At 57.7% G+C, this 25646-nt stretch carries 18 protein-coding genes and 2 pseudogenes; 7 read left to right on the top strand and 13 right to left on the bottom strand.

Features of this window, described 5'->3' with window-relative positions:
* Positions 1–61 precede the first annotated feature (61 nt).
* From HBO23_RS07205 to HBO23_RS07175, 7 genes are all read right to left on the bottom strand, one after another.
* A complete protein-coding gene (locus tag HBO23_RS07205) occupies positions 62–1054 on the bottom strand; it encodes a fimbrial protein (RefSeq protein WP_225933061.1) in 993 nt (330 codons plus the stop codon).
* A gap of 239 nt (positions 1055–1293) precedes the next feature.
* Positions 1294–4311, bottom strand: coding sequence for a filamentous hemagglutinin N-terminal domain-containing protein (locus tag HBO23_RS07200; RefSeq protein WP_170037244.1), 3018 nt, complete (start codon positions 4309–4311; stop codon positions 1294–1296).
* A 72-nt stretch (positions 4312–4383) separates the two neighbouring features.
* Positions 4384–5955, bottom strand: coding sequence for a ShlB/FhaC/HecB family hemolysin secretion/activation protein (locus tag HBO23_RS07195; protein ID WP_225933060.1), 1572 nt, complete (start codon positions 5953–5955; stop codon positions 4384–4386).
* Between the two features lie 97 nt (positions 5956–6052).
* Complete coding sequence (locus HBO23_RS07190) at positions 6053–6754, bottom strand: fimbria/pilus periplasmic chaperone (RefSeq protein WP_138451073.1); 702 nt, start codon at positions 6752–6754, stop codon at positions 6053–6055.
* The gene (locus tag HBO23_RS07185; protein ID WP_225932987.1) at positions 6751–9243 is read right to left on the bottom strand and encodes a fimbria/pilus outer membrane usher protein; all 2493 of its coding nucleotides are present in this window, start codon (positions 9241–9243) and stop codon (positions 6751–6753) included. Before HBO23_RS07185 ends, HBO23_RS07190 begins: the two co-directional genes overlap by 4 nt.
* Before the next feature lie 260 nt (positions 9244–9503).
* Positions 9504–10250, bottom strand: coding sequence for a fimbria/pilus periplasmic chaperone (locus HBO23_RS07180; protein ID WP_138451070.1), 747 nt, complete (start codon positions 10248–10250; stop codon positions 9504–9506).
* 25 nt (positions 10251–10275) lie between these two features.
* A complete protein-coding gene (locus HBO23_RS07175) occupies positions 10276–10836 on the bottom strand; it encodes a fimbrial protein (protein ID WP_133714348.1) in 561 nt (186 codons plus the stop codon).
* Positions 10837–11147: 311 nt separating this feature from the next.
* Between HBO23_RS07175 and HBO23_RS07170 the strand changes: the two genes are divergently transcribed.
* Complete coding sequence (locus HBO23_RS07170) at positions 11148–11798, top strand: response regulator transcription factor (protein ID WP_170037235.1); 651 nt, start codon at positions 11148–11150, stop codon at positions 11796–11798.
* Between the two features lie 948 nt (positions 11799–12746).
* Here the strand turns inward: HBO23_RS07170 and HBO23_RS07165 are convergent.
* Positions 12747–13955, bottom strand: a complete 1209-nt coding sequence (locus HBO23_RS07165; RefSeq protein WP_170037232.1) for an acetate/propionate family kinase — start codon at positions 13953–13955, stop codon at positions 12747–12749.
* Positions 13956–14149: 194 nt separating this feature from the next.
* Between HBO23_RS07165 and HBO23_RS07160 the strand changes: the two genes are divergently transcribed.
* Entirely contained in the window at positions 14150–14719 is a 570-nt protein-coding gene (locus HBO23_RS07160) for a GNAT family N-acetyltransferase (RefSeq protein ID WP_128589179.1), read from the top strand.
* 117 nt (positions 14720–14836) lie between these two features.
* On the opposite strand, the pseudogene HBO23_RS07155 reads toward HBO23_RS07160, so the two are convergent.
* A pseudogene (locus tag HBO23_RS07155) lies at positions 14837–15760 on the bottom strand (universal stress protein).
* A gap of 96 nt (positions 15761–15856) precedes the next feature.
* Positions 15857–16468: a hypothetical protein gene (locus HBO23_RS07150; RefSeq protein WP_225932986.1), complete on the bottom strand. Its 612-nt coding sequence runs from the start codon at positions 16466–16468 to the stop codon at positions 15857–15859.
* 75 nt (positions 16469–16543) lie between these two features.
* Here HBO23_RS07150 and HBO23_RS07145 point away from each other — a divergent pair.
* The 5 genes and pseudogenes from HBO23_RS07145 to HBO23_RS07125 all read left to right on the top strand — a co-directional run.
* Positions 16544–16966, top strand: a pseudogene (locus HBO23_RS07145) (FAD:protein FMN transferase); the annotation flags it as partial.
* Positions 16963–17664, top strand: coding sequence for a VIT family protein (locus HBO23_RS07140; protein ID WP_138453478.1), 702 nt, complete (start codon positions 16963–16965; stop codon positions 17662–17664). The pseudogene HBO23_RS07145 and the gene HBO23_RS07140, both read left to right, overlap by 4 nt.
* Before the next feature lie 513 nt (positions 17665–18177).
* Positions 18178–20139, top strand: coding sequence for an FAD-dependent oxidoreductase (locus HBO23_RS07135; protein ID WP_170037229.1), 1962 nt, complete (start codon positions 18178–18180; stop codon positions 20137–20139).
* 95 nt (positions 20140–20234) lie between these two features.
* Complete coding sequence (locus HBO23_RS07130; RefSeq protein ID WP_138453791.1) at positions 20235–21122, top strand: nitrilase family protein; 888 nt, start codon at positions 20235–20237, stop codon at positions 21120–21122.
* A gap of 166 nt (positions 21123–21288) precedes the next feature.
* Positions 21289–22332, top strand: coding sequence for a hypothetical protein (locus tag HBO23_RS07125; RefSeq protein ID WP_346274608.1), 1044 nt, complete (start codon positions 21289–21291; stop codon positions 22330–22332).
* A 97-nt stretch (positions 22333–22429) separates the two neighbouring features.
* On the opposite strand, the gene HBO23_RS07120 is transcribed toward HBO23_RS07125, so the two are convergent.
* From HBO23_RS07120 to deoA, 3 genes are all read right to left on the bottom strand, one after another.
* A complete protein-coding gene (locus tag HBO23_RS07120; protein WP_170037223.1) occupies positions 22430–23038 on the bottom strand; it encodes a dTMP kinase in 609 nt (202 codons plus the stop codon).
* Positions 23039–23106: 68 nt separating this feature from the next.
* Complete coding sequence (locus tag HBO23_RS07115; RefSeq protein ID WP_170037220.1) at positions 23107–24336, bottom strand: phosphopentomutase; 1230 nt, start codon at positions 24334–24336, stop codon at positions 23107–23109.
* A complete protein-coding gene (deoA, locus tag HBO23_RS07110; RefSeq protein ID WP_017135631.1) occupies positions 24333–25640 on the bottom strand; it encodes a thymidine phosphorylase in 1308 nt (435 codons plus the stop codon). The genes HBO23_RS07115 and deoA overlap by 4 nt, the downstream gene beginning before the upstream one ends.
* Positions 25641–25646: the final 6 nt, after the last annotated feature.

The raw sequence follows: 25646 nt of genomic DNA, 5'->3' as shown, positions 1-25646 counted from the left end.
GCAAGACAACAAAGCGTATTGGTTATTTAAAGAATCGACATCCGTCACCTGCTGTATTCCATCAAGGAAAAGTAAAGGTAAACTCCGCCGCTCCATTCGCGGCGCCCGCTTTCAACGTCTCATCATGCCCCTGGCGAACGTAATGTGCGCTCAACGGTATTTTGGCTCCATCACCAGCCCGTTTCATCGGATAAGCAGCGCCGTCATAACGAACCACCTGATGCGTCAACTCATTGATCATGACTATCCCAAAACCCTGGGCACTGGTCGCAGAGGGTTCAAGAGTCAGTATCGTGGGGTCCGCAGGCGGCCCGTACTTGTCAGTGAATGTAATCTCTGGCTTGGCGTTGGCCGCGCATTGGCTCAACTCGATGGCGAAGTGCACAGGCATTGAAGTCGCACCCACCTGAGGAAAATCGTTCAGGCTCATGCGCCCCAGTTGCACCGGTATCGTCTGGTAGGTTTGCACGTCACAGGTATTTGGAATTTCAATCGGGCCACCATTCCCCATATTGATAGCAGCGGGCCCCATCAGCAGGTAAGGCGCGCGACAGATGCCAATCGGTATGTTGTCTGTAGGTACCTCCACACTACTGCCAAAAGCAGCTTTGCCCCTGGGTAGATCCACCGCATAAAGCATGAGTTGAGAACTGCCGGCAACGCGATCGACGATCAGTTTTCCGGCAGGAAGTTGGCTGGATGCGACCGTTAGAATCAACTGTTGCATGTAGTTGGTAACCATCGTTGAACCACGCGTTTGCGCTGCGGACGAATCATATTGAACGCGCTCTTTCTCCATCGCGATCGGCAGTGGCGTTTGCAGCAGCGGTCGACGTTGACCGTCCGATGAGTTCACATATATTTTCAGGCCAATGCCGTCAATGTTGGTGGGGGCAATTCCGTCTGTCAGCGGTGTACCGGGTCCCCAATAGGCCATAGAAACCAACTCATGGGCAATGCCGGCAGCCGGGGCAAAGTTGTAGTTGGCATTCAGCGCTACAGCGCGCTCCCATAACACCGAGCCAATGGGCGTATTACTCGTCAAAGGTGTCACTTGTGACCACGGCCTGCCCATACCGTTGCTGAATGTGCAAGACGTCGCAACACTGTCGACCAACGTCCCGGCTTCAGCCGCCACGCCATATATAAACAGCCATATGCCGACGCACGCTATGGCCGACCTTGAACGCCGAACATTTAGTATTGAATTCATATCAGGCATCGCAGAGTCAACAGACGGCCTGACGCATCACCTGCGTCAGGCCGTCTGGGATTAGAAGGAAAGGTTAACGATCAACGAATGGAGCCAAAATTTATGCCATACAAAGGCACAAGCGCAGCCTCTCCGGAGACGCCATTGAATGCCATATCACCGAAGTTAGCCCCGACCAAGCCACCAAAGGTCTGGCCATAATAAGGCGATAACACGGTGAGCTTCCCAGTGGCGACAGACAGGCGAACGTTTCCGGCGTTCATGCCGACCAAGCCCCCCAGGGTGGCATTGGTGCCACCACTGACCCCGCCAGTTGCCGATGAGTTGGTGATAGAGCTCTGGTTTAAACCGACCAAGCCGCCCACAATTGCACGCACGCCCCCCTGAACGGTGCCACTGGCCATGGCCGATTCAATATGGCTGCTGAAGTTGCTGCCGTGGGTGCCGACAAGGCCGCCGACATAGCTGCTTTCCCCACCCACCACCGCGCCACTGGCTTCAACCGATTGCAACTCGCCAGCATTGGCCCCTATCAGGCCTCCCACCTGACTTGAAATCGACCCGCTGGTTTTTCCGCGAGCCACAGAATGACTGATGGTGCCCTCATAGTTGTTCCCCACCAGACCGCCAACCCGAGCATTGCGCCCGCCTGTGACAGTGCCCAAGGCTTGTGCTGTATCAATGGTGCCGGAAATATTATTCCCCACCAAACCACCAACATTCTCCCCAGCGCTATCCCATACATCGCCGCCAGCCTTGACCTCTTTGAGCCTGCTATTCTGGCTAGTTCCCACCAAGCCTCCGGTACCGATGGCGCCGGACCCTGTAACTTTGCTGGTAGAGGTTGACTGGATGATGTCGCCGTTTTTGCTGAAGCCTACCAGACCGCCCACATTACCGGCACCGGTGCCGCGTACCTCACCCGATGACTCCGTGCGCTCAAGCAAACCGCTGGAGTTGAAACCCACCAGGCCGCCAACATTGACGCCGGCGCCGTTGCCATTTGTCGAACCGGTACTGATGGCATCAGTGATGACGCCACCCTGGTTGGCACCCACCAGCCCGCCAACGCCACCCATGGCGTCTCGCTGCATGGCGCCGCCCACCACGGTATTTGAAACCACATGGTCTAACCGTGCCGTACCGGCTGAGGTCGTAACGTTTTCACCGGCTATACCGCCGATGGCGTGCGTATACGCGTTGCCCGCCACGCGCCCACTGGACACGGCATTTTTGATTGTGCCACCGTAGTTTTGCCCAACAACCCCACCGACGCTGTTCGCCCCGCTGCTGCCAGCGTTGACCAAGAGGTTGCGGGCAGTCACGTTGGACAATGTACCGACGTTCAGCCCCACCAGCCCTCCGATCGCTGCAAACCCATAGGCTTGCGACCCACCATTATTGATAGTCGCACTCGCCAGTGTCAGGTTGCTGATCGTGCCTGAGGAGACCGCAAACAGCCCGCTGTTACTGCCGGTGCTGGAGACCCACAAGTTGCTCACTGTGTTGCCCAAACCATCGAAAACACCTCCGAAGACGGATTTATCGCCAATCGCCTTGAATTGAGCCTCGCGGCCAACGATGTTATTACCCAGCACGTAATGGCCGTTGAGGTTCGCGTTGATGTTCTGTAACTGCGCAAGGTTCTGGATCACGGTGTATCGATCACCATTGGAGGCGTACGTCGCCCCTGCGCCAGACAAGGTCAACTGACCGCCCGTGCCTAATACCGAATCCCCTACGTGATTCAATGTGAGGTCGCTGAAGAGCCCGGTCAGTGAAACCTTACTGTTTACGTTCACATCACCACCGGCGTTGAGCGCTACACGCGCACCGCTACCGGTCGCATCCACGTTACCGTCGAGGTTGACGTTCCCGGTCGCGCTCAAGGTCAGACCATTGGCGCTGTTCCAGGCTATCGGCCCAGCCAGGTTCAAATCACCGTCGGTACTGACCAGCTCAATATTGGTGCTGATCAAGTTGCGCGACAACGTGTCGGAGTAGGCGGTCTTCCCCGCTGATGCTGCAGTTGGCTGAATCTGGACTGTCTTGGCGCTGACTTTAAACGTACCGGTCTGACCATTGGTGGCCAGTGTATTGACCTGGGTTCCCAGTTGGGTCTCGACCGTGGCGCCCTTGGCCTCGATCATGCCACCGCTGCCATAGGTATTTTGGGCGTGAGCCTGCAGCGAACCGCCGACCTTGACCGTACCTGCATCGCCGCCATCCAGCGTGATACGGCCAGCTTTGCCGCTCAAGGTTTTGGCTTCGATGGCGCCCTGGTTATTCACCACCGTTTGCAACATCGCATTGGCGCTTTTACCGGTCATCAGCACCTGGCCACCGTCGGCCTTGAGCAAGCCGCCGTTTTGCGCCAGGGCGTTGATCGCATCACCGGTGACCTGAAGATTGAGCAGTTGGTTGCCGTCGAAATTGACCGTGAAATCATTCCCAGCGCCCAACGCAACCTGGCCCATCTGGGCCTGGATAACGCCATCGTTGCGCACCTGGTTGCCAAGTAGCGCAATACTGCCGCCCTGCTGCGCGTTGATCGTGCCGCTGTTGCTGATTTCTGCATTGGAAACACCGCTGAAGGTGTATTTGCCAGCGAGGAAATCCGCGTCTTTGATGTCCTTGGTGGTAGCAATCAAGCTTCCGACATTGATCTGTGCGCCTTGACCGACCACGATCCCGTTGGGGTTGACCAGAAACACGCGACCATTGGCGTCCACTTGCCCCTTGATGCTACTGACGTTAGTACCGATTACCCTGTTGAGCGCAATGGAAGTGGCGCTCGGTTGGTTGAATACCACCTTTTGTCCTGCGGCAACGCTGAAGTCCGTCCAGTTGGTAATCAACTTGTCGCTGTGCTGGTTGATCGACATTTGCGAGTTGGATTCGAATCCCAATATGTCGCCCTTGCCGGAGACTACCGTACCGCCTAACGGCAAAGCGAATGCCGGTGCAGCGCCCAACAACGCCAGCGTGCCGATGGCCGAACATTTGGCGCCAGTCTTGCAATGCCGGCGAGCTCCTTCGTGAGCAACCTTCCAGCAGCTCATCGCGTGGTTCCAGACCAGTGAGTAAACCTTGTTCACATGAATTTCCTCTTCCTTAATGACGCCTTGCATAGCGTTGCAAGGCGGTACTGCTTCCAGGCACGAATGTGCTTAGAAATACTGAATGGCGCTGAACCACACGCGCGGGTCCTGATGCGGTGCGTCGTTCTGCTCAGTGCCGTGGACGGGCCATGCTGCGGTGACGCTGAGCTGTTGCCCGGCGCCGCGCCAACTGGCGCTAACCCCTGCGGCCGTGAGTGATCGCTGATTGCTTTGCGCGGTCCAGGGTTGCTTGCTGACCGTGATCACGCCCCGGTCGGCGAAGCCGCTCAACTGCACGCCCGGCGCCGCCAGATAGCGCAGCTCGGTGCTGGCCTGCCAGCCCTGGTCACCACTGCCGGCACCCAACGCGTAGGCACGAACACCATTGGGGCCACCAAGGCCAAACTTCTCGGAGCTGTCGAGGTTGTTACCCGCCCACTGCGCATTCAATTGGCTGTACAGCTGCCAGCGCGGGCTCAGGTACTGCAATCGGCCGAGGCTCAGATTTGCGCGTGTGAAATGCCCCGCGGCGCCGGCGCTTAGCCTATCCATGGTGCGATCGATGGCTTCGCCGATACCCAGGCGCCCGGCGCTGTAGCTGAGCGAGGCAAAACTTTGCCCACCGCCCAGCCAGCGGTCCTGGCCACTGGCATTGATACCCAGGGTCCACAATTCCACATGCTTGGGGCTGCGCAGGTCGAACAGGTCGATATCGTCTTGCAGTTGCTTGTCGTCGAACTGCAATTGCGCGCTGAGGTTGAAGGTGCGGCTGCGAATCAAGGGTTGCAAAGCAAAGAGGCTGCGCACGGTGGCTTGGCCTTTTGCTTCTAGCACTTCTACGTCCTTGCCCAGTTGGTAGCTCATGCGCGAATAAGAGGTGCCAAGGGTGGTCGACCACGGGCCCACGGGCAGGCTGTAGCCGAAGCGGTAGTAACGTTGGTGCTGATCGCTTTGCAGCAGGCGCATGGTGAGGGCATCACCCAGGCGCAGCGGGTTGTTTAAAACCAGGCTGGCGCCAAGGCGATATTCGCCGGTGTAGCGGTCGCCGTAGTTGTCGGCTTCCAAGGTGCCGGCGTACAAGGGGCCAGGTTCGGCATCGACCACCAAGTCGGTGCTGCCGGGCAGCGATCCGGGGCGCAAGGTGCCCTTTACTGCCACGCCTGGAAGATCGCTGAGCAACAACAGGCTTTGCTCCAGATCTGAGTCGTAGACCGCTCCACCCGGACGCAATGCCGACAAAGGTTGCTGCAACACAGCATCGATCACGCGGGAGCGATTGTTCAACTCGATGCGGCCGTAATACCCCTCCAGCACCTGGATAAGCACGATGCCTTGATCGATGTCCTGGGCGGGCAAAAAAGCCCGCGCCAGTGCATACCCGTGGCCCTGGTAATACTGTGTGATGCGTTGTGCAGCGGCGCGTAGCCCGGCGAGGTCCAACGACTGGCCCGGCAAATCGGCCAGCAGTTCAAGCAATTGCTCGCGATTGAAGACCCGGTTGCCGTCGATCTCGAAACCTTTCACTTGCAACTGCATACCGCCGCCAGGCGTTGCCTGAGACGGTGCTGAAGGCGGGGGCATATCCACCTGCACCGGCGCAGAAGGCAGGGGTGCCGGTGCCAGAGATTCAATGTCACGCATCACCTGCCCCGCACTGGGTACTTGTGCCCACACCGAGGGCACGCCAGAGAGCGCCAGCGCGACACCGACGGCGAGCAAAGGCCTCGTCGCGAAACCGTTAATCATGGTGAACCGGCGCCCGTGCATCGATCATTCCTCCCCTGTCTGCAACAAATTGGTAATGGATAAAAGTGGGTGTCGCCGACGCCCCTGTAAGGGGGAAATCCGCGCAGGTAAATGGCGCAATCGTGGCGCTGCGCTGAACCTCGTCAGCGGCTCCCGGCTCCAGTCGCTGCGCAGTGAGCGAGACAAAAAACGGTGCCTTATTGCAGGCCTCAAGGACCTTGCGGTGTGCGCGCCAAGTCAACTGTCGGCCCGCCTCTTCCGCGCTACCCGCCAGCCCCACCGGCCTGAACAGCAGCTTCATGCGCAACCGATACGAAAGCCGCAGCAGATGCGTACTGCGTGGCGGCAGCGGTGACACTTCAAGGAAGTTCAGCCAAAACAGCGACTCGCGGTCGGCGGGCAGCGCTTCGCCGGTGTAGCGGACTTCAAGCGCACTGCGCTGCCCAGGGTCCAAGCGCAACAACGGACGGCTGACTACGAACGGCACGGACAGGCCTGAGGGGTCTTGATTGATCTGGCCACGGTCCAACCAGCTCTGGGCCAGGATCGGCGCTTCGCCGCCATTACTGATTCGTACCGTCAGCGCACGTGCATCGGCTGCGTAGACGAAGCGAGTTCCCGTCACCGTCAACGCTGCCTGGCTGCTACTGGCATGCGCGCAAATCAGCAGGCACACGGCATAAAGCGACCTCACAACCCGCGCTCCTTACCTGCAGGCCGGGCGTCTATGTCGTGACACACCAGATTGAGCAACTCGAACGCGCTGCCTTCGCGGGCGTGGCGCTCGGGCAACGCATAATCCACTTGGCATTGCTGGTCGGCATCGCTGCCCCACTCCACGCGAATCGAGCCACGATCCTTGTCACTGCGTACCACCAGCCGGCTGCCCTGCCCCACCGCACCAATCACTTGGCCGCTCTGCACATCAATGGCTGAGGCAGCAAACGGTAGGCGTTGGCCATTGCTGCGTCGGCTGTCGATCAACAGCGGGCGGGATCTACGCGTCGGAAAATCCAGCATCACCACGGCGCCTGCGCGAGGCGCAACGCTGCGTGAACTGACCTGTAGCTCTATGTCATTGGGTACGCCTTGCGGGTCGACATCAACCTGGTTGAGTTGATAAGGGCTCAGGCTAGAGACGATCGCGTAGCCATCTTTACCAACGCTCGCCCCTGTGTAACCGACCCTTGCGCCTTCAGCGTCAAGCGCCTTGACCACACCTACCGTTTCGCCAAGGGTTTGCGCAAGCGTCATGCCGCCCGGGTGCAGGACTACGGCGCCCGATGCACTGAGTGACTGCTGGTGATAATCCGCCCCCTGAGAAAGACTTGCACCGAACGCACCTTGAGGCAGGCGGTAGTTGACGCTGGCATTGCTGGAGGCACCGCGCTGCCGGTCGGCATGGGCGACCGAAACGGCATAGGACGCATCGCCGCGCTCACTGAAGGCGCCGGATATACCGGTAGACATCTGCCGGCCTGAGCGACGGTCATGGCTGGCATAACTGTTGATCACCGCACCGCCATGCCCATCGCGGCCCAAGGGAATCGACAGCGTGAAGGTGAGCTGCGTGTCGTCTTGATCCCTTGCATGTCGCAGCCCACCTGGCGATGCGCTATGACTACGCTGGGCCGCGATCGAGTAGAAATTACCGCGCCACTGATTGCTGTAGCCCATGGAGAAACTGAGGGTCCGCCCCGCTTGCTGCCAGTACTGGCTTGAGGAAGTGTTGAGATATACGTTGCCTCCATCGGTGCCCAGCCCCTGGCTGATATTGGCGTCGAACCGAGCGCGTACACGGGCGAAGTCGGTGGCGCGCCCGGACTCGTTGCGCATCCGATCCTGAAGCGCTACCGCATCGTGAAGCCCCAAGTACCCTGAGGTTGAATAGCGATAGGCGAGTAACGAGAAATTCGTGCGGCTATTGGGCAGGTTCTTGCTGTACGACAGGCGCAAACTGGAACCCTGCTGGGTCTGCCCTGCGGGGAGTTCGGTGCTGGCTGCAGTAAGGTCGGCGGCGAAACCGCCGAACCGGGTATTAAGCGCCATGCCTGCCAAGCCGGATACATAGCCGGGGGTCAGTGCGGTGCCGCCGTAACCGGTCAGGTTGTTGTCCAGGCCGCGTTGCAGGGTGCCTTGCAAGACAAGCGGAGGTCGGCCGTGCAAACCGGGATCCACCAACTGACCGGCCACCAGGCTGTAGCGCGTTGAGCCTGGGCGGAGTAATTGCACCGTCGTAGCAAATGGCACGACGAACCCGTGTTCGCGACCATCGGCTTCGGTGACTGTTACCCGCAGGTCGCCACCAAAACTCGCTGCTTGCAAGTCGGCGATTTCAAAGGAGCCGGGCGCTACAGTTGTTTCGTAGACCAGGTACCCACGCTGATAGATCGAAACCTTGGCATTGGAGGTCGCGGTGCCACGTACCACTGGGGCGTAGTAGCGCTGCGTATCAGGCAACATGCGGTCGTCGCTTTCGAGCTGGACGCCGCGAAACGACACCGCATCGAACAACTCACCACTGGTAGTGCTCTCGCCGAACAGCAACTGCGACTTCCAGCCCGTGAGGTCGACCTGACCATAGGCGTAACCGCGCTGGTAACGCCCACCCAATGTGGGCGACCAGGTCAGGCTGGCGTTATGCCGCAGCCTGATACCCCCCAGGTTCAGGCCCATGTTCAACCCTGAATAAGCATGCGTGTCTCGGCGCCCTTGGCTCTGAGCGCTGAACAGGTTGGCGTCGTAGTTCAGCAAGCCGGCTGTTACGCCACTGTCCCAACTGGACGGGTCGACATAGGTGCTGGTGGCGGGCCGTTGCAGGTAGTACTGCGCAACGGTGATGCGCAGTTTCTGTTCGGGCAGGTCAACACTGATGGCAGCGCCCGGCACGAAACGCTCAAGCTTGTCGCAGGTCAGTCCTTGCGGGACGACCGCGCTCTGTTGATCGCTGCCACGTCCTCTGCGACTACGCTCAAGGTCTATGCCGACACGCATGAGTAGTTCGGCGCTATAGCATGGTTGTGCATCCGCAAGCCCGGCGACTGCCCGTAACTCGACCTCCTGGATCGCACGCCATTGGCCGTTGATCAGGATATCCAAGCGATAAGTCCCAGGAACATTGCGGTCCGGCTGTTCAAAACGGGTGGTATCAATGGCCATGCCGGACGCTCCTTGCATTAACATCTGTGAATCGAAAATGATCGGTTCATCAAGCTGGCTGGGCGTGACAGGCGTTTCCGTTGGCACATCCTGAGCCCATGCCTGAAGTTGCCCTCCCAACAGGACGGCAATGAATAAAAACAGTGCCCAAGGACGACTTTCATTCGCCCATGGCATAGCCAGACCACCGAATGCTCTCGGTCGAAATCGAACAGGTAAAAACATAGTCAGTCCCATGCCACGGCTGTGTGCCGGAACCGGAAAGAAGCGCGAGGCCTGTGGCGTTATTTGTCTACGGGCTGCTCGAACATCCGCCTTGCGCCATAGTCATTGATGGCTTCGTAACGCACTTTTGGCCCACTAGCGTGGCAGTTAAAGCGGGTTGAGGTTGTGAGCACTGTCTTGCCGAACGGTGCAACCATCCCGGTTTTGACGGGAAACGCCTGGCCATCGCAGTCAACTTCGACATGGCCGAAGGACACGTAATACGGCGTCGGATTCGCCACCTCCAGGTTCGTCGCACCCGTGCTTTTGGGCGTCGCTACAACCGTCCATTTGAGCTGCTCGGGAGCAGCGTCTACGCCCGATGCAAGCGCGGTCGGGCGGTAAAGCAGCTTGAGTCGCGTCCTGAAGGCAAACTGCAACACCGCATCATCCGAAGCCCTGCGCGGCGGAGTTTCCAGCACATTGAGCCAGAACAGCGATTCGCGGTCGGTGACAGCAATGGATTGGGTTCGACTGATCCTCAACACCGCGCCACCACTGGGGTCAATCCGGCTGACCGCAGGCGCGACAACAAAGGGAACCTGAACATCCTCAGGGGCCATTTCTGCATGTCCATCATCCACCCAGCTTTGCACCAGTACTGGCTCACTACTGGTATTTGCCAACCTGACCGTCACGTCATCCACACCGGCAGGGAAAATGACTCGAGTGCCTTGCACCACAATGGCTGCCTGGGACGCTTGCACAAACAGCCCGAGGAACACAGCGCCGATGGCGAGAGAATACGTACGCGCTATCGGCGCCATGAACCACCTCCTGCATCGTCAGCGGTTATTGATAGGCCAGCGTGTAGCGTACGAACGAAATGCCAGAACCCGGAGTGACAGCAGGCGCGGTCGATACGTAAGACGCTTTGTAGGACAAGGTCGCAGTATTGCCTTTGACCACTGCCACCTGAGGCGTTGTTTCTCTTTGGCCCAGCTGGATTTTCTTGCCATTGGCCGTATCGTTGAATACTTGAATCTGCACGCCTGTTGCAGGTGCACTGCCAATCAGCTTGAGATTACCGGTGACCGAATCGATGTTCTCAACTTGATCGAAATCGATCGAAACCTTGGCGTCGTTAGTGCATTGCGCACCCGACAATTGCAGCTTGAACGGCACAAACGGTGACGCGTTGCCAATCGCGGCAAATGTACCTGGCGCGATCCGGCCAAGTTCCACATTGGTCACGTTGCCGTCGCCTGGCCCCTGGCCGTTAATGTCACAGGTCACATCTGTGATGCTGCCCGAGAAGTTTACAATCCCATCCGCCGCATAGGCCAGCGAAGGCGCAACCAATGCGCAAAGAAAACTAGATGCAATCAGTTTCTTCAAAGAAACACTTTTCATACCATATCCTTATTAATTAAGTTTGCCACCGCTCAACTAGCAGACACCCCATTAAGGCGCAACTATCTCGACATGCACCTTCCAATATAACTACCAGAAGACCGAAACGACGATACAGGACTTTCTTGCGGTTTATTTATAGATCTTTCCTACAATGGCTAAAGACATTTCGCACTGACGATAATTTTTTTGCCAGCACCTCCAAAACCATATTTAACTAAGTGCTGCCATCATCGAATGAGGCCTGCCTTACTTGCGATGGGCTCGCCCCCTATAGCATCGGGCACGTTACTCGGAAAAGGACTTTACGAATGAGCACCATTGTTATCGCAGACCGCCATGCGTTGATGCGTTATTCGGTCAAGAGACTTCTGGAACAGAGTGGCCACACTGTCGTCGCCGAAACTGAAAATGGGCAAGAAGCTCTGCACATGGTGTACAGGCTTGAGCCGCACATGCTCATCCTGGAACTCGACCTGCCAAAAATACACGGGTTGGACGTGATCTCTTTACTGACCTTGGGTAATTGCTCAAGCAAAATACTCGCATTCACTGCCTATGATGCCGAGAATTATTTAATCCGCTGTTTGAAAGCCGGCGCCTCCGGCTTTGTCTCAAAAACTGCTGAACTGAGTGAAATACAATGTGCTATCAAAGACTTGCTAAGAGGCAAGAGTCACTTCCCATATATCACACAAAAAATGCAACAGGCCATTAATCACAACTACTCATCGCACTCAACAAAGCCAGTAACGCTGACAAGGCGCGAAACCGATATCCTGGCACTTTTGGCAAAGGGAATGAACAATCAGGAGATAGCTAAGCTTTTAATGATCAGCCATAAGACTGCGAGCGCTTACAAACTCAGACTATTATATAAGTTCAATACTTCCAATCTGCTTGGTATGATTGACGCGGCGCGCAGAGGCGGCCATATCGCGAAGACTTTAACGATACTCTAACAGCGAGTCCATGATCAGTATTTATCAATTTTAAACCGCGCATCTGCAATTTGGATCCGCAGCTCATTTCACGATGTGCAAATAATAGCTCCAAGCGATTACTGATGTGAAGGCCGTACCGGCCAACGCGTTTTCAAGTGTTGCCGCAATTAAAATCTCGCAAAACAAAGAAAAACGCCAAAGTGCCTATTTTTTACATCACAGAAAAGACAAAGCCACTCGTTACTGTGGCTTTTGCTTTAATTTTTTTAGAAGAAAACGGGAAGTGCATCGGGCGTCTTTACCCTGACTGTATATAGATTTATATCTTATTGCGCTTACGCAAGAATAAACCGAGAACGTATTCGTTTTTTCGCATTTTCAAATATCAAAAGACGTGCGGTGGATGACCAAACGTAAACACAGCCATAGTGCCCTCCGTACGCAACGTAAGAGAATTTCGCTGTTCAGGCGATTTAAGGCTAGCGCTCGCATACTTTATCGGGTGACCTTCAACATGCGTGAGCCTGATACCGAGGGTCAATGAACATCGACCATCAAGACACGAAGCAACCACGTTCCACACGCCTGCACTCACCATCATCAACCGGATAACAGTTGCCGGGATCGAGAAAGGCCAGGTGTTCCAGCGGATTGATCGTATCCGTCCAGCCAAAACACCTTCTTGATTCCATCGTGCAAAGCGCTGCTGTCAGCACCTCGGTGCTTGAGGCGGCCGACAATCCCTAGGAGTCTTCTACAGATAAGCCAGAGGCCCTCATGAACATAAATCTGTGAACATCAGGCTCCACAACTCGTAGAAAAACTCAGGCATTGATTGATGTAAGGATCGCCCATGAACAAATGACATCGCCCACTTGTAAAATTATGTATCAGGCTATCCATATCCATTACGTCCACTCCTTAAGGACAACACATTAGTCCTCGGAAGCAATTCCTGGTAAGGATTCAGGAAAGGTTGTGCAGCCGTCGCAAGGCATGTCGGGCCATGATCAGATTTTCGTCAGTGGGTATGACCCAGGCCGACACAGGGCTGCCAGGCATCGACAGGCAGCCTGATAACTTATTTGCCTCACTCTTATCGCGCTGCACCCCCAGCCATTGGCAACCGTCAAGAATCGAGGTGCGCACCGGGGTGGCGTTTTCACCGACGCCTCCCGTAAATACCAACGCATCTACCCCGCCCAATACGGCCGCATACGCTCCAATCTCACGCACAACGCTGCGTACGAACAAAGCAACCGCCTCTTTGGCTTCAGGCGCTTCACTGGCCTGCAATACATGCATGTCGCTGGAGATTCCCCCTGACACACCCAGGAGCCCGCATTCGTGATACAGCAGGTGTTCCAGGGACGATACGCTCATGCCGCGTTCACGCATCAAGTAGAGCAGGATGCCCGGGTCGAGATGCCCAGGCCGAGTGCCCATGAGTACCCCGTCCAGTGTGGAGAAGCCCATGCTCGTTGCCTGACTGACACAGTTATGCATCGCGCACAGGCTGGCACCGTTGCCCAGGTGGGCGACGATGGTCTTGCCCTTCGCCGCTCGTTTGTCGTATCGGGGCAGAATACTGGCGATGTATTCGTAGGACAAACCATGAAAGCCATAGCGGCGCAGGCCTTGCGCGGTCAACGCCCGGGGCAGTCCGTAGGTCACTTCCACCGTGTCGAGGGTGTGGTGGAATGCAGTGTCGAAACACACGAACTGCGCCAGGCCTGGGTGCTCATGCGCCAGGTAGATGATTGGCGCCAGGCACTGGGCCTGATGAAGGGGCGCCATCGGGATAAGCGCTTGGAGTTCAGCCATCACCGAGTCGTCGACCCGTTGCGCCACCTCAATACGATCTCCGCCATGAACCACACGATGGGCCGCTGCACAGATTTGCCAAGCGTAATGACGCTCAATCCAGTCCATCAGATTGAACAAGGTTCCGCCTGGCGGCGTGGCGGCGTTGCGTGGCCACTGTTCTTCCTTTCGGGTTTGGGCGCCCGTGCGCTTGAAGATCAGGTGCTCGGTATCCTGATGAACGTTGAAACTCCCGCTGCCCAGGCATTCAGGTCCGCGCCAGGTAACAATGTCCGTCTGGTAAAGCGAAAATTTGATACCCGACGACCCCGCATTCAGGACCAGCAGCACATGGTGTGAATCGTCAGTCATGAAGCACCTCGTGAATGAACCCTCTTACCCAAGCCGCCAACGCCTGACAACGGCACGCTCGAACAACCAATGGTCAGTCTGATCGCCAATAAGCTGGCAGTCTTGACCTGGATCAGAAACACCCGACATCCGAGGGGTACACAAGAGAGGCAGCTTCGCTTCAGTGGTATTTACGATTGACGAGGAATCTCACCATGACCGCCCTACCCCATAACGCCTCAAACAGCACCCCCACCGTGTCGGACGTTCAAACCGATCACTGGATCGATCCTTTGAAGGACGGTACCCATGTACTCATTCGCCCGTTGGAAGCCAAAGATCGAGAGCGCGAATTCGCCTTCATCAAGAACCTTTCTCCCGAGTCACGGCATTTTCGCTTTCTATGCAGCATCACTGAGCCGGGTAACGCCCTCATGAATCAATTGATGGCCGTCAACAGCCCGCAACAGATGGCGTATGTCGCACTGTTCATGGACGGTGGGCACTTGATCGAGATCGGCGTCGCGCGTTATGCCTCGGCCGAGGGCGACACTCAGTGCGAATCGGCGGTAGTAGTTGCCGATCAATGGCAAAACAAAGGCCTGGGCAAACGGCTGATGCAACACTTGATCGATGCGGCACGCCTCAATGGTTTTGAGTCCATGATGTCGATGGACTCAGCCGTGAACACTCACATGCGCGGTTTGGCGCAAGAACTGGGCTTTGACAGTCATCGCGACCCGCTGGATGCGACGCAAGTCGTGTATCGATTAGCGCTGAACTGAGCATTCAAGCCGGTCGTCGCTGCAAAGAGCGGGTTGGTCGGCAAGTCCTTGCCGGCCAAGGTGATTGCATCGTCCATGGCACCGTCCAGCACAACGACGCCCCGGGTCAAGTAGCATTCATGACTGCAATACTCGCCCGGGCTTTACCGCCAGCACACTGCACGGCGCCTGATGCAAGAGCTGTTCGGCGGTGGTTCCCAAGAGTTTTTTCAGCCCTCTATGCTGCACGGTTCCCATCACGATGACGTCGGTATGATGGTCGGTGGCGAACTCACAGATGTTCATCAGTGGCATGCCCTCGATGAAGTGGCGACATTCCACAGGTACACCATGCCGCTCGCACAGGGCCGCGAACGCCTCACGCTGGGCCACGCCCAACGCTTCATAAATCCCGGTGGCCAACGGTAGCGCGCCATAGCCCATGTCTTGGGCGTATACAGCCGTCCAGTCATACACGTGGACCAACTCAAGTCTGGCATCACACTGGTCGGCCAACTTCACGGCGGCGTCGACGATCTGGTCGTTAAACACAATGTCTTGTTCTTCGCTGCGCAACAGATCAACGATAGCAAGCACATTGCGTGGGAGTGGGTTGAGACTGTTGGTCACCAGATGAACCGGCGCGGGGCAATTGCGCAGCAGCTGCCAGTCCAGCGGTGTGAAGAAGATGCGCTTCAACACAGACTCTTCCTCGGCATCTTTGATAATCAGGGCCAGTTGTGTCTCGTTGACAAATTGCAGGATTTCTTCGTATGGGTGTTTAATCCAGATCACTTCACTTGTGGCATGAATGCCCTGCTGGCGTGCCTGCTCGGCTTGCTTCTCCAGCCACTGGCCACGGGTCTACAGATACCCATCCCTTGCCTGGTTTATTTGTTCGGGAGCGAACAGTCCCGCTACCGCCAAGGCTTGTAGATAATCAAATGCGACGATATGCAACGGTAGCTGCATGGCTTTAGCCAACGCATTCGCCCGGTCGAACGCTGCCGTTCGGATGATGGCAGCCGGGGCAATCAACAGTAAGCGCTGTGTATAGGACATGGTGCACCTCGGCTGCATGAATAAGACTCCAGACTGAGCGTTTCTGGCCCGGATAACTTGATCCTTGTCAGTTATCCGGGCGCAGGAGTCGAACCGCTAGTGAGCCAGTACCATCGCAAAGTAACCAAAGACCGTCAGCAATATGCCCGACACGGCATAAGCCACAGGAAAGCCGATCCAGGGAACGCTGCTCTGCACTTCCTTGGCGGCCTCGCGCGCAGGGCCCGAATGGCTGCGTGCGCCTGCAACACCGCCCATCAGGATCGCCGGGTTGATCTTGAATATATGGAAACCGACAGCCCAGACGATAAAGGGCGGAATCGTGCAAGCGACAAACCCCAACAGAAAGATTTTCAACGCAATCATTCCGTTTAGTTGCGAGACCAGGTTTGCTCCCGCGTTGACGCCGACGATGGCGACAAAAAAGATCAGCCCCATGTCTTCAAGAATGTTGCGAGCAGCATTGGGTGTATTGCCGAAAAATCGAACCCGCGAGACCAGTGACGACACAATAATGCCCGAGACCAACAGGCCACCTGCGTTGCCTAACCCCACCGATGCGCCATACGCGAGTACCTGAATCAGACCGATCAGCAAGCCAAGTATCATCCCCAACGACAGGGTTAACAAATCGGTTGCCGTGCTGGGCCGGGCGATTTTACCCAACAGCCCACTGGCCTTTTCGATGGCACTGTGCAATCCGACCATGTGCAGTACGTCCATGCGCTGGAGTTTGGTTTCCAAACCAATGGGAATAGGTGCCCCACCCCGCTCGATCCTGCCCAACCCTGGGTCGTGGCCATTGAAAAACCCTGCCGGGGCGTACGGGAAGTCATGGCCGCAATGGAACTCATCGATGCCGCCATCGCCACGTCCGGGGATTACCGCCACTGGGTGGAGGTGCATGGGCAATTCTGCGCCCACACCATGAACCCCGTTACCGGTGCACCGTTGCGCAACGCACTTGCAGCGGTCACCGTCGTGGCGGGTTCGTGCATGCTCGCCGATGCCTGGGCCACGGCATTGATGGTGCTGGGAGAAATAGAAGGCCCACGCTTGGCGCAGGAGCGCGGGATGGACGCACTGTTCGTGGTGCGCAACGGTGAAGAGCTAAAGGAAATATCGATTGTCGGCGGCAAACTGCAAGCGCAGGCTGAAGCCGAAGGATCCAACCCCGTCAATAACCTGAGTCGCGCTAACCCATGAAATTCATGCACAGGCACACCGAGCTACACCGCAGCGACCGTATCGGCTGGCTTCGCGCCGCGGTACTGGGCGCCAATGACGGGATCGTCTCCACCGCCAGCTTGTTGATCGGCGTCGCCGCTGCCAACGCCACCCACTCCACGCTGATCGTCACCGGCATGGCCGGGCTGGTGGCAGGAGCCATGTCCATGGCGGCGGGTGAATACGTTTCCGTGCACTCCCAGGCCGATACCGAACAGGCTGACTTGTCGCGGGAACGGGCCGAACTGGCTAGCAACCCGAAAGCCGAACACAGCGAGCTTGCCCACATTTACATGCGACGGGGGGTATCCCCCGAACTGGCCCATCAGGTGGCCGATCAATTAATGGCACGCGATGCACTGGGTGCACACGCCCGAGACGAGCTAGGCATCAGCGAAGCACTCACGGCCAAACCGCTGCAAGCCGCCCTCGCCTCGGCCGCCAGTTTCGTGCTCGGCGCCGCCCTGCCACTGGCGGTCATTTTCGTCGCCCCGTCCCACAGTGTTGTGCCGTGGATATCCGGCATGTCGCTGGTATTTCTTGCTGGCCTTGGCGCCATTGCAGCCAAAGCCGGGGGGGCAAAAATAGGGATCGGCGCTTGGCGGGTAACCCTTTGGGGGGCGTTGGCCATGGGCATTACGGCAGCCGTGGGGGCGCTGTTCGGGGCGGTAGTTTAGTTAGCGCGTTTTTTGGGCGCGAAGACGGGGCCTGGAGTTCCAGCGCTGCGACGTGCCGCCTTGAAGGCATTTCTCAGCCTAAAAACTTCAGCGCCACCCGAACGACGAACATCCCCCAAATCAATGCCAGCAGTACGGTAAAAAAGCCATCGCGACTCCATTACTTATTCCATTTTTTGACTTCGTCACTTGGTTTTATTCAGGCACATTAAAGCAATACTTAATCTGATTAACAGAAACCTAAAATAAATACTCGCCGACAACAAAAGTCGTCACGCTGCACGTTTATCGATCTAAACTATGAGTCACACATACACAACTGGAGCTTCGCGAACAATCGCTGTTTGCTTGATTGGACGCGAACCGACTTCGAGAGCTACTCGGCCTTCATCATTAACCCAACTAGCGGTCACCACAAAGATCTACCACCCCACCGCCTCCTCGCTTCACTACATTCACCCGCCATTGCCAACGGTCCCTTCACCCGACCGAGCAGACTCTGGAGCGTGAGCCATGACCATCGGATCCACCTACGACTACCCCGCCTTCGCCGCCAAGCACCTTCCGACACATGACACATCCTCTTGGCGAGGCCGTTTCCCCAGTCCGCCAGACTTGTGCTTCAACTATCGGAAATTGGTCGAGCAGGAATTTGGCATCGCCAAAGCGACCCAACCCGACTACAAGATCTGCATCGTCGGCGCTGGCGTCACCGGGTTAACTGCTGCGCGTGAGTTGCTTCGCTGCGGGTTCACTAACGTCACCTTACTGGAACAGTCCCATCGCATTGGTGGGCGCCATCTATCGGTGCTCAACTTAGGCCAATCACCCCTGCTGGGGCAGACACCTTTTGAGATGGGTGCCATGCGCATGCCACTTTTCAATCAGGTCGGTGAATCGCCTTTAGACGGCCAATCCCTGCTGGCCTACTACTGCAAACTCTTTGAACTGCGGCTATCCGATTTCCCCAACCCAGGCACACCGCATGTGCGCAGCACCGGTATTTACCTGCGTGAAGGGTTGCTTGAGGGGCAGCCTGAGCCGCAAATGCTGATCTGGAAAAACCCTCAAGGCCACACACCGCCCCCCACAGAACAATTGCAGCAGGTGTATGCCAAATGGCGCCAATTCGCTGATCAGATGACCCGACAAGTCGCGCAGAGCTATGGCACACCGCAGTGGGAATCCCTATGGTCCGCCATCGTCACTCGCTACCAGAAGCTGTCCTTTCGTGACTTGGTGACACTGGCAAGTATTGCGTGGAAGCCATCGACTCCCGGCGATTTCGGCGGGCTCGGCATGACCCCGGAAGAGTCCACCCTTTTCTATTCAATCGGTATCGGCGATGGCAGTTGGGGCGCGTTTTATGACGTGTGCTGCCTCTACCCTTTACGCACGGCGATCTTTGGTTTCAGCAGTCAACTGCAGCTGGTGCATGGGCGTGTTGGCGTTAACGGCAACCCCGCGCCGTCACCGTATTTGGGGGAAACCACTCTCAAAGACTGCAGTGACTTGACGTTCGAAGCGCCGCGTTACCTTGGCCTGGCTGCGCTGGATGAGTGTCTGCTGTTTATGGAAACCAACGTCAACGGCCAGTCCTTTTATGATCACAGCCGGCAACGCGGCGCAGGTTTTCTCACCGACAGCTCGGTGACACGACTGACCAAGCTGGAAAACGGCCAAATCCGTGTGACTTACGACTGGCGCGCCAGCAGTGCCACCGGCAAAACCGAACGCCATGAAGACTTCGACGCCGTGATCATGACGCTGCCGTCCTGGATCATCGAAACCCATATTCAACTGGAGAACTTCAATCAGGCCATGCTGCCGTACACCGTCACCAACGCTTACAAAACCGCTCACTGGGAAACCAGCTGCAAGGTCTACGCGCCGTTGAAAAAGAGCTTTCTGTCGAAAAACAAAAAGATCCCGCAGATCATGGTCACCGACAGTTTTATCCACGATGTGTACACCTACCGCTACCACGACACCTATCCCTATGACTGCATTTTGCTCAGTTACACCTGGGAGGATGACGCCACCAAACTGGCCGCCTTTGACGATCAAACGCTGATCAAGAAATGCATCACGGAACTGGACCGTATCTTGTTGCGCAGCGCCAATATCAAAACGCCGATATCGCCTTACATCGACACAAAAAACGCCGTCGTTCAACGCTGGATGACTGACAAGAACGCGCTGGGCTGCGCAAAGCTGTATCGCGCAGGCACTTATTACGACGCGGTCAGCTTGATGCAGTACAACCGCGACTACAGCCCTGTTTCCGGGCTGTATCTGGCGGGAGAATCCTTCTCGGTGGATGCCGGCTGGACCGAACCTTGCCTGCGTGGCGCCGTCGATGCGGTGATCAACCTCTGCCACACCACCCAAGCAGCCTTCAATGGAGGGTTTAGCCTGGACGATTACCCACGCTATCAGGGGCAATCGCCAATACAGCAACGGCCTACGTTTTAAACGGAAACAACCTACTGACGCACAAGCAAAAAAGACTTCCTATTAAACGCCCACCCCTACAGGTGGGCTCATAACAATAAAAAGAGGTCTAAAACATGAACGACTCTACAAGTCCCGTACGCGTCGCCGTTGTGCAATTCGATCCGCAAGTTGGCACACAAAACCGCCCCACCAACCTGGAGACCAGCCTCAGCCTTGCGCTGCAAGCGGTGAACAATGGCGCCAACCTGATAGTGCTACCCGAGTTGGCCAACACCGGGTATTTATTCAACAGTCGCCAGGATGCGTATCTCCATTCCGAATCCGTTCCAGACGGCCCCAGCATCCAGGCCTGGATGGATTTTGCACAGTTTCACCAGGTGTATCTGGTGGCCGGTCTGGCTGAACGTGACGGCATGCAACTGTTCGATACGGCTGTGCTGCTGGGGCCAGAGGGCCTGATCGGTAAGTACCGCAAGGCCCACCTGTGGAACAAGGAAAAGCTTTGGTTCACTCCCGGCAACCTCGGTTTCCCAGTGTTCGAAACACCCATCGGCCGCATTGGCTTGCTGATCTGCTGGGACATCTGGTTCCCCGAAGTGCCACGCATATTGACCCAGCAAGGCGCCGATATTATTTGCAGCCTGAACAACTGGGTGTGGACGCCGCCGCCGTTGTTCGACGAAGCCGGCAAATGCATGGCCTCGTACTTGACCATGACTGCCGCCCACGTCAACAACGTGTTTATTGCGGCCGCCAACCGCATCGGTGAAGAACAGGACGCGCGTTACCTCGGCTGCTCGTTGATTGCCGGCACCAATGGCTGGCCTATCGGCAAGGTCGCCTCACCCAACGAGCAAGCGATTATTTACGCGGACATCGACCTCTCCAGCGCCCGCAGCGCACCGATCTGGAACAGCCTGAACGACCTGCAGCGCGATCGTCGGGCGGACCTCTATGACAGCATGCTCGGCTATCGCCATCACCCGTGCCTGCCACGCTGACGGGGGTGGGAATATGGACGTCAAACCAACAAAAACGTCGTCTGACTCATCGGTTCGCCACCTTTTCATCCTGATCCTGGCCTCACTCACCCTGGTCGTGTCGCTCACGGGATTGTCAGTGGCTTACTCCACTTCGGCGCCAGTACTCTGGCCCAGTTACAACGACATGATGGCCAGCCTGCCCGCACCGACCGCGTGGTTGCGCTGGGTGGTCGGCGATATCAGTGAAGTGGCGTTTTACAAACACGAGTTTGCGTCAATCGGCTTGTTGCTCGGTGGCGCTTTCGGTTACTGGACCAGTCGTTATGCCCAAGGTTGGCAAGGTTTCGGCATCGCCTACGGCACGGGGCTTTGGCCTTGGTTGGTGACCAGCTCATTGCTGGGGCTGTTGTTGAGCAATGCACTCTGGGGCTGGACCCTGACGGCCGACGCTTGGCAACCGACGTTCGCCGCCTTTGTATCACTGCCGGCGGCCATGGTGCTGTTGTTTGGCGGGGGTTGGAAGGTCACGCTCAATGGTGCCCTGCTCGGCGCGCTCCTGGTGACGCCAAGCTGCCTGTTGATGGTCAACTTCTTATGCATCCCGTTGGGCTTGCCGGTGGTGATTGGCAATGTATTGGGCATGGCCCTAGGTAGCGTCGTGGCGTTTTTACTGTGTCGTGCAGTACCGGTGCTGGTTAGTCGTGCACCTGAGGCCAAGGCCGGCGTTCCTCCCGCTGCACCTCTGAAAACACCCGATTACGGCCTACGCTGGACGTTACGTCGTGTACTGGCAGACTTTTCCGAAGCGCCTTTTTTCGGCAATGAGTGGGCCAGTCTGGGGTTGCTCGCTGGGGTGCTGCTGGCCTACTCCTTAAATCCGCTAAGCCCCGCCTATGGGTCGGGCTGGGTACTGCATCTGGTGGCAGGCCAGGCGCTGACCTCACTGCTGGGCATCCTGCTGTGGCGACAGCAATGGCGTAAGCGCGGTTGGTATCCGACCTATGTGCCCTTGGTGTCGGTGGTGCCTGCTGCTGTGTTGACCTATGGCGGTAGCATGACGGTCATTGTGCTCAGCGCGGTGCTGGGCGCGCTGATTGCGCCGCCGTTGGCGTGCGCGATTGCGGGCCGGTTGCCGAGTTACCTGCATCCGTATATTGGTAATGTGCTGTCGATGGCGATCAGTACGGCGTTGATTGTTCCTGCCATCGGCTTACTGATCGCGGATTAATCCATGCAGATGGGCGAGTATCTTAGTGAGGCTCGCCCATCTGCATCTCTGGTGGAAACAGAGGCATCAACCAACCGGATCGCCACAAAAAAACACCTCAAAGAACAGCATAAATCTCAGCAACCACCTGCCCCGTCGCCTGTTCAATCGCCCCTTCATTACGGCACAAAACCCAGCCCTGATCACCCGCCGCTCGCAAAAACGCCTGGGTACATTCGACATGCTCCTGCAGCGTATGGATCAACGTACTGCCCAACCCGCGCCGTCGTTGCGCTGCCCTTGACCATGAAATCTCGGGGTCAGTGATAACGCCCACATGCAGGTCTGGCACTCGTACGTGTCGGTCCAGGTTTAACTGCAGTATGTCTGCGAACGGGACTGTCCGGCGAAACGCGGCATCTGAGGGGTACCAACGGTCTATCAGGATAATGCTGTCGGGCGGCTGTTTAGTCAGCACGTGGCGGGAAATCCAGAGCCGACTATCCGCAAAGCGCTCACACACTCTCCACTCCGAATCATCGGTGGGGTTTCTGGCGTGTGCGTTGACCAGGGCCATGGTTTCAGCCCTGTAGGGATCGCTTTTTCTCTCGCAAAGACGGATCACCTTTTTGTTGTCTGCCCGCAGTGCTTGGGTAACGGCTTCCAACAGCGTGGTTTTCCCCGTGCCTTTAGGCCCATCCAGGGAGACAAATAATGGACGATTCATGCTTCACGTAATGATGGATAAGTGATGAGCACCTTAACGTAGTTTGAAGCCGATGACGCTTGTCGATGCTATGGCTCACGCAGCAAAAAAGACGTGCCCCATGCCAACGGCTCCAACCCCAGGTGCACCGCCAGGCTCTGGCCGATATCGGCAAAGCTGGCTCGCTCGCCCAACCACCCCGCCGCCACGCCTGCACCATAAGCCAGTACGGGCACATGCTCACGGGTATGGTCGCTGCCCGGGCGCGAGGGGTCGCAGCCGTGGTCGGCGCTGATGATCAACAACGTTTGCGGGTCCATCAATGCCAGTAATTCCGGCAGCCTGCGGTCGAAGGCTTCCAGCGCGGCAGCGTAGCCGGCCAGGTCTCGGCGGTGCCCGTAGAGCATGTCGAAGTCGACGAAGTTGGCAAACACCAGGCTGTTGTCGGGTGCTTCCCGGTAGGCGTTGAGTGTGGCATCGAACAGCGCGTCGTTGCCATCGGCCTTGTACAACCGGCTGATGCCTCGGTGAGCGAAAATATCGCCAATCTTGCCCACCGCGTGCACGGTGCCGCCGACGTCGCAGAGGCGATCAAGCAGCGTTGCTGACGGTGGCGGCACGGTGTAGTCGCGGCGATTGCCGGTGCGCCGGAACTGGCCCGCGTGCTCGCCGGTGAACGGTCGGGCAATGATCCTGCCGACCGTGTATTCATCACATAAAGTACGGGCGATTTCACACACTCGATACAGTGCTTCAAGGCCGAAGTGGCTTTCATGGGCGGCGATCTGCATCACGCTGTCGGCCGAGGTGTAGCAAATCGGCTGCTGGCTGCGGATGTGTAATTCACCCAAATCGTCCAGCACCGTGGTGCCCGAGGCATGGCAATTGCCCAGGATGCCCGGCAACCCTGCCCGCTCGATCAGGTCGGCCAGCAGTTGGGGTGGAAAGGACTCGGTCGGCTGCTCGAAATAACCCCAGTCAAACAACACTGGCACGCCCATCATTTCCCAATGCCCGGACGGCGTGTCCTTGCCGGATGATTGCTCGCGCGCATGGCCAAAGGCGCCGATCGGTGTCGCGTCGCCCCAGTTGCCTGGCAGCGGGCCATTACCACTGGCCGCCGCTGCGGCGCCCAATCCCAGCTGGCCCAGGTTCGGCAGGTTCAAAGGTCCCCGTCGCAATGGCCCATCGGCCTCACCACGGGCACAGGCTTCGGCGATATGGCGCAAGGTGTCGGCGCCGGTATCGCCAAACAGCGCGGCGTCGGCACTCGCGCCGATGCCCAATGAATCCAGCACTAATACGATGGCCTTGCTCATAGGATTGCCTGGATCAATTCGCGCGAGGCCAGGCGTTCACCGCCCAGCCGATACGCTGCGCGCAAGGCGGATGCGCCCTGCCCGGCCTGCTCTTGGGTGCGCGCGTGAACCCAGCCCAGGGGCCGTTTTGCATTCACCTGTTCGCCGACGAAGGCCAACTCGCTGAAGCCCACGGACAGGTCCAGCACGTCGTCCGGATGGCTGCGTCCACCGCCCAATGTCACCACCGCCAACCCCACGGCGCGGGTGTCGATCTCGGTGACACAGCCCTCCTCCTCGGCCCACACCGGCACCGACACGACCGCCTTGGGTAAATGTTCATCGGGTTTGTCGGTAAAACCCTGCGGGCCGCCCAGCGCAACAACCATCTGCTCAAATCGCTGCAAGGCCGCGCCGCTCTGCCAGGCTTGAAGCAATTGATCACGGGCCTGGGCCTCGTCCCTCGCCAGGCCGGCCATCGTCAGTGCCTGTGTGGCCAGCGCCAACGTCACCGCCCACAGGCGTTCACTGCGCACTTCGCCTTTGAGCAGAGCCACCGCTTCAGCCACTTCCAGGGCATTGCCGGCACTGCGGGCCAGCGGCTGGTCCATGTCGGTGATCAGGGCACGGGTGTTGACTCCGGCGCCGTTGGCCACTGCGACGATGCTGGCGGCCAGAGCTCGCGCCTGCTCAGGTTCAGCCATAAAGGCGCCGTTGCCGGTCTTTACATCCATGATCAACACATCGAGGCCGGCGGCGAGCTTCTTGCCGAGGATCGACGCGGTGATCAGGTCTATCGACTCCACCGAGCCAGTCACATCGCGGATCACGTACAAGCGCTTGTCCGCGGGTGCCAGGTTGGCGGTCTGGCCGATGATCGCGCAGCCGACTTCAGCCACCACCGCGCGCAGGCGTTCGGTGCTGGGTTGGCAGTCGTAGCCGGGGATGCTTTCGAGCTTGTCTAGGGTGCCGCCGGTATGCCCCAGGCCGCGCCCGGAGATCATCGGCACGTAACAGCCACAGGCCGCCAGCAAGGGCGCGAGCAACAAGCTGATCATGTCGCCGACGCCGCCGGTGGAATGCTTGTCGACAATCGGCCCTGGCAGCTCCCACTTCAGTATTTGGCCGGAATCGCGCATTGCCTCGGTCAAGGCGATGCGTTCGCTCACGTCCATGCCCTTGATGAACACCGCCATGGCGAACGCCGCCACTTGCCCATCGCTAAGGCTACCGTCGGCAATGCCGGCGACGAACCGTTGAATGTCGATAGCGGCCAGGGCATGCCCGTCGCGCTTACGGCGAATCACTTCTTGTGGCAACCACATACTGTG

This window comes from Pseudomonas sp. WS 5532 (genome assembly GCF_012985445.1).
Taxonomy (GTDB): Bacteria; Pseudomonadota; Gammaproteobacteria; order Pseudomonadales; family Pseudomonadaceae; genus Aquipseudomonas; species Aquipseudomonas edaphica.
The sequence above is the reverse complement of the archived record's forward strand: the minus strand, read 5'-3'. Positions and strand labels throughout refer to the sequence as shown.